The organism is Streptomyces sp. 13-12-16 (assembly GCF_002114215.1).
In the GTDB taxonomy this organism is placed as follows: domain Bacteria; phylum Actinomycetota; class Actinomycetes; order Streptomycetales; family Streptomycetaceae; genus Streptomyces.
On sequence record NZ_NCTE01000727.1, the window covers coordinates 1 to 5,130 of the forward strand.

Consider the following 5,130-nt stretch of genomic DNA (forward strand, 5'->3'; position numbering starts at 1 on the left):
CGCCCCCGTCCCCGCCCAGCCGCGCCGCGCAGAACGCGTCGGCCACCTGCGGCGGCGCGTACCGCACCAGCAGCGACCCCTGGAGCACCAGCGCGAGGCGCTCCACCAGCCGCCGCGCCCGCCCCTCGACGCCCTCCAGGTCCGCCAGTTCGGTCAGCAGGCCCTTGATCGCGGCGTCCAGCCGGTGATCCGCCCCGCGCGCCCGCCCCACCTCCCGCAGATAGGCGTCCAGTGCGGCCGGCTCCCGGCGCAGCGCCCGCAGCACGTCCAGCGCCTGGACGTTCCCCGCGCCCTCCCAGACGGAGTTCAGCGGCGACTCCCGCACCAGCCGGGGCATCCCCGACTCCTCGACGTACCCGTTGCCGCCCAGGCACTCCGCCGCCTCCACCGCGAGCGGCGCGCACCGCTTGGTCACCCAGTACTTCGCCGCCGGCACCGCGATCCGCAGCAACGCCCGCTCCTGCTCGCCGCCGTCGTCGTACGCCGCCGCCAGCCGCAGCGCCAGCGTGGTGGCCGCCTCCGACTCCAGCGCCAGATCGGCCAGCACATTGCGCATCAGCGGCTTGTCGACGAGCTTCCCGCCGAACGCCTCCCGGTACGCGCAGTGGTGCACCGCCTGCGCCACGGCCTGCCGCATCAGCCCCGCCGAGCCCAGCACACAGTCCAGCCGGGTCGCCGCCACCATCCCGATGATGGTGCGCACCCCCCGCCCCTCCTCGCCGACCCGGCGCGCCCACGTCCCGGCGAACTCGACCTCGGCCGACGCGTTGGACCGGTTGCCCAGCTTGTCCTTCAGCCGCTGGATCAGGAACACGTTGCGCGTGCCGTCCTCCAGCACCCGCGGCACCAGGAAACACGTGAGCCCGCCGGGCGCCTGCGCCAGCACCAGGAAGGCGTCCGACATCGGCGCCGAGCAGAACCACTTGTGCCCGGTCAGCTCGTACGCGCCCTCCTCGGCGAGCGGGCGCGCCGCCGTCGTGTTCGCCCGTACGTCGCTGCCGCCCTGCTTCTCCGTCATGCCCATCCCGAACAGGGCGCCGGGCTTCTGGCGCGGCGGCCGCAGGGCACGGTCGTAGATCGTCGACGTCAGCCGGGGCTCCCACTCCGCCGCCAGCGCCGGATCGGTGCGCAGCGCGGGAACCGCCGCGTGGGTCATCGACAGCGGGCAGCCGTTGCCGGCCTCGACCTGCGTCCACACCAGGAACGCCGCCGCCCGCCGCACATGCCCGCCCGGCCGCCCCCACGCCGCCGTCAGCCCCGCCGAGACGCCCTTGCCGAGCAGCCGGTGCCAGGACGGATGGAAGTCGACCTCGTCGATCCGGTGACCGTAGCGGTCGTGGGTGCGCAGCCGCGGCGGGTTCTCGTTCGCCAGCACCCCCCACTCCTGCACCTGCGCGGACCCGGCGGTCCGCCCCAGCCCCGACAGCTCGGAGCGGCCCTCGTCCAGCACGTCCGGCGCCAGATGCCGCTCGACCGCCTCCACCAGAGCCCGGTCGGCGCCGAACACGTCGTACTGCACCAGCGGGGGAGCCTGATTGGTCACGGTGTGCGTGGTGCCTGCCATGCCCACGAACCTACCCCGCGGTACGCCGGCCTCACCCGCCGATCCGGCCTGCGGGTGAGTGCGACCTGGTACGACGGATACCTTTAGGTCGTGCAGCCAGCAAGTGAATCCCCCGACGCGCCCTCCGGCCGCCTCCACCGGGCCCGGGCCCTCTACCGGAACGTCTCCAAGCGCAGGACCGCCTGGCTGCTGTTGAAGGACACCGTCAATTCGTGCATGGAGTACCGCATCCTGGGCCTGGCGGCCGAGGCGGCGTTCTTCACGCTGCTGTCGGTCCCCCCGTTGCTGCTCAGCCTGATCGGCCTCCTCGGCTACGTCGACGCCTGGACCGGTGCCGACACCATCCAGAGCGTGCAGCGCAACCTCCTGGACGCCTCCCGGACGGTGCTGTCCGACCGGGGCGTGACGGAGGTCGCCGAGCCGATCCTGCGGGACGTCACCAAGGGCGGCCGGCCCGACGTGATCTCCCTCGGCTTCCTGATCGCCGTGTGGTCGGGCTCCCGCGCGGTGAACGTCTTCATCGAGACCATCACCGTCATGTACGGCCTCGACGGCGTCCGGGGCATCGTGAAGACCCGGCTGCTGGCCTTCCTGCTGTTCATCGTGGCCCTGCTGATCGGCTCGATCGCGCTGCCGCTGATGGTGGCGGGGCCGGACGCGGTCGTCCGGGTGGTGCCCTGGTCGACGACGCTCGTCCAGATCCTCTACTGGCCGGTCGTCATCCTGCTCTCCGTCGCCTTCCTGACCACGCTGTACCACGTCTCCGTGCCCGTGCGCTCCCCGTGGATCGAGGACGTGCCCGGCGCGCTGGTCGCCCTCGCGATGTGGGTGCTCGGCAGCTTCCTGCTGCGGCTCTACCTGACGAACACCGTGGAGGGGCCCACCATCTACGGCTCCCTCGCGGCCCCCGTCGCCGTACTGCTGTGGATCGGTGTGTCCGCGTTCGCCGTGCTCGTCGGGGCCGCGGTCAACGCGGCCATCGACCGGGTCTGGCCGGCCGCCGCGACGGCCGCGGCCCGCGAGGCCAACGAGCGGCTGCGGCAGGCGCAGGTCGCCGAGTACGTCGCCCGCACCACCGCGGCCGGGGAGGCGGACCCCGACATGCCCTCCGAGTTCCCCGAACGCTGGTCCCGCTTCCTGCCCCCGGAGGACGTCACGGCACGTCTGCGCGCCCACGTGAAGTCCACCCACCCGAGGAACGGGGAGGGGCCGGGGCACGAGGAGAAATGAGCTGTTTTCGCCAGGGGCTGAGATTCAGCCCCTCTGGGGGAGTTTGAGGAGCGGGGTCCGGGGCGGAGCCCCAGGTTCGGGACGGGAAGGGGCGGCGGGGGCGAAGAAAACGGCTCACGCCTTCCAGGTGCCGGCCCCCGCCTCCTCGGCCACGAAGGAGGCGAAGTCCCGCGGCTCCCGCCCCAGCACCTCCCGCACCCCGTCCTCCACCCGCGCGTTCCGCCCGTCCAGCAGCGTCCCGAACAGCCCGGTGAGGAAACCCGCCTCCTCCGGCGGCACCCCGAAACCGACCAGCGCCTCGCCGTAGTCCTGCGCCGGCACCGCCCGGTACGCCAGCGGACGCCCCGTCGCCGCCGCGATCTCCGCCACCGCCTCGCCCCAGGTCAGCAGCCGGGGCCCGGTCACGGCGAGCGTCCGCCCCGCGTACCGCTCCCCGCCCGTCACCGCGGTCACCACCACCTCCGCGACGTCCCGCACGTCCACGAACGGCTCGGCCACCTCACCCGCCGGGAACACCAGCTCCCCGCCCCGCACCTCCGCCGCCAGCGGCCCCTCGCTGAAGTTCTGCGCGAACCACGCGGCCCGTACGACCGTCCAGTCCGCGCCCGAGGCACGCAGCGCCTCCTCGGTGGGCAGCGCCTGGTCCTCGCCCCGCGCCGACAGCAGCACCAGCCGCCGTACCCCCAGACCGACCGCCGTCCCGGCCAGCTCGCCGACCGCCTCCGCGGTCCCCGGGGCGCCGACGTCCGCCGGGTGGACGAGATACGCCGCGTCGGCACCCCGCAGGGTCTCCGCCCACGTCGACCGGTCCGCCCAGTCGAACCCGGTCGCCCGCGACGCCGCCCGCACCGTCAGCCCCGCGGCTCCGGCGGCCCGCGCCACCCGGCTTCCCGTACGCCCCGTCGCGCCCGTCACCACGATCGTCGTGTTCCCGATGTCCTGTGTCATGCCGACGAGTCAACTCCCGCACGCCGCAAGGAACCATCGCCGAACGGCTCATTCCCATAAGCCTGCGTCTACGCTGCTCCCATGGACGCACTCACCGGCCTGCTCGAAGGGCCCCGTGCGCGGGGCGCGTTCATGATCAGGGCCTGTCTCGACCCGCCGTGGGCGATCCGCGTGGAGGACCGCGCCCCCCTGACGCTGATGCTGCTGGTCCGCGGCGAGGCGTGGGTCGTGCCGGACGGGGGAGAGCGCCTGCGGCTGCGCCCCGGCGACCTCGCCATCGCGCGCGGCCCCGACCCGTACACCTGCGCCGACGACCCGGCCACGGCCCCGCAGGCGCTGATCCTGCCCGGTGGCGCGTGCTCCTACCCCGACGGGCGCCCCCTGAACGGCGTCATGGACCTGGGCGTGCGTACCTGGGGCCACCGGCCGGACGGCGGGACGGTGGTGCTGATCGGCACCTACCGGATGCGGGGCGAGATCGGCGGCCGGCTCCTGGACGCGCTGCCGCCGCTGCTCTCCCTCACCACCGACGTGTGGGACTGCCCGCTCACGCCGTTCCTCAGCGAGGAGATCGTGCGCGACGACCCCGGTCAGGAGATCGTCCTGGACCGGCTGCTCGACCTGCTGGTCATCGCCGCGCTGCGCGCCTGGTTCGCCCGCCCGGAGGCGGAGCCGCCCGCCTGGTACCGCGCCCAGGCCGACCCGGTGGTGGGCCCGGCCGTCCGCCTGCTCCAGGACGACCCCGCCCACCCGTGGACGGTCGCCACGCTCGCCGCGAAGGCCGGGGTCTCCCGCGCCGCCCTCGCCCGCCGCTTCACCGGACTCGTCGGCGAACCCCCGATGACGTACCTCACCGGCTGGCGCCTCGCCCTCGCCGCGGACCGCCTGCGCGACACCGGTGACACCATCGGCGCGATCGCCCGCCAGGTCGGCTACGGCAGCGCGTTCGCCCTGTCCACGGCCTTCAAACGGGCCTACGGGGTCAGCCCGCAGGAGTGGCGGACACGGGCGGCGTAGCCTGGGGGCGTGTACAGGGAGCGGGCGTCGCGGCTGACGGGCGCGGTCGTGTGGACCAACACCCCCTCCGGCGGCGGGGGCGGCCGGGTGCTCCCCGACGGCTGCATGGACCTGCTCTGGAACGAGGGCCGCCTGCTGGTCGCCGGCCCCGACACCCGCGCCCACCTCACCGAAGGCCGGCCGAGCGCGTGGGCGGGCGTCCGCTTCCCCCCGGGCACCGCGCCCGCCCTGCTCGGCGTGCCCGCCCACGAACTGCGCGACCTCCGCGTCGCCCTGTCCGACCTGTGGCCGGCGGCCGGCGTACGCCGCATGACCGCCCGCGTGAACGCGGCGGACGATCCGGCGCACGCCCTGGAGGACCTGGCCCTGCG

Annotated in this window: 5 protein-coding genes; 3 read left to right on the forward strand and 2 right to left on the reverse strand. The window is 74.5% G+C overall.

The annotated features are described in order from the left end of the window. Positions 1–1,564: acyl-CoA dehydrogenase family protein (locus B7767_RS27250; protein WP_085574500.1), on the reverse strand; the 1,564-nt coding region annotated here is incomplete at its 3' end. Positions 1,565–1,654: 90 nt separating this feature from the next. Between B7767_RS27250 and B7767_RS27255 the strand changes: the two genes are divergently transcribed. Then, positions 1,655–2,794 (forward strand): YihY/virulence factor BrkB family protein, encoded by a 1,140-nt coding sequence (locus tag B7767_RS27255; RefSeq protein WP_085574497.1) that lies wholly within the window; start codon positions 1,655–1,657, stop codon positions 2,792–2,794. 114 nt (positions 2,795–2,908) lie between these two features. On the opposite strand, the gene B7767_RS27260 is transcribed toward B7767_RS27255, so the two are convergent. Then, positions 2,909–3,742 carry an NmrA family transcriptional regulator gene (locus tag B7767_RS27260; RefSeq protein ID WP_085574498.1) on the reverse strand — a complete coding sequence of 278 codons (834 nt, stop codon included), beginning with the start codon at positions 3,740–3,742 and terminating at the stop codon, positions 2,909–2,911. Positions 3,743–3,823: 81 nt separating this feature from the next. Here B7767_RS27260 and B7767_RS27265 point away from each other — a divergent pair, with 81 nt between their 5' ends. Both B7767_RS27265 and B7767_RS27270 read left to right on the forward strand, forming a co-directional pair. After that, positions 3,824–4,759, forward strand: coding sequence for an AraC family transcriptional regulator (locus B7767_RS27265; RefSeq protein WP_085574499.1), 936 nt, complete (start codon positions 3,824–3,826; stop codon positions 4,757–4,759). Positions 4,760–4,768: 9 nt separating this feature from the next. Further along, a partial coding sequence (locus B7767_RS27270) for a DUF6597 domain-containing transcriptional factor (protein ID WP_373408244.1) occupies positions 4,769–5,130 on the forward strand: 362 nt, incomplete at its 3' end.

Bases quoted from the DNA above. Each gene is read 5' to 3' on its own strand.
- B7767_RS27265 (WP_085574499.1), top strand. From the start codon at position 3,824: ATGGACGCACTCACCGGCCTGCTCGAAGGGCCCCGTGCGCGGGGCGCG.
- B7767_RS27260 (WP_085574498.1), bottom strand. From the start codon at position 3,742: ATGACACAGGACATCGGGAACACGACGATCGTGGTGACGGGCGCGACG.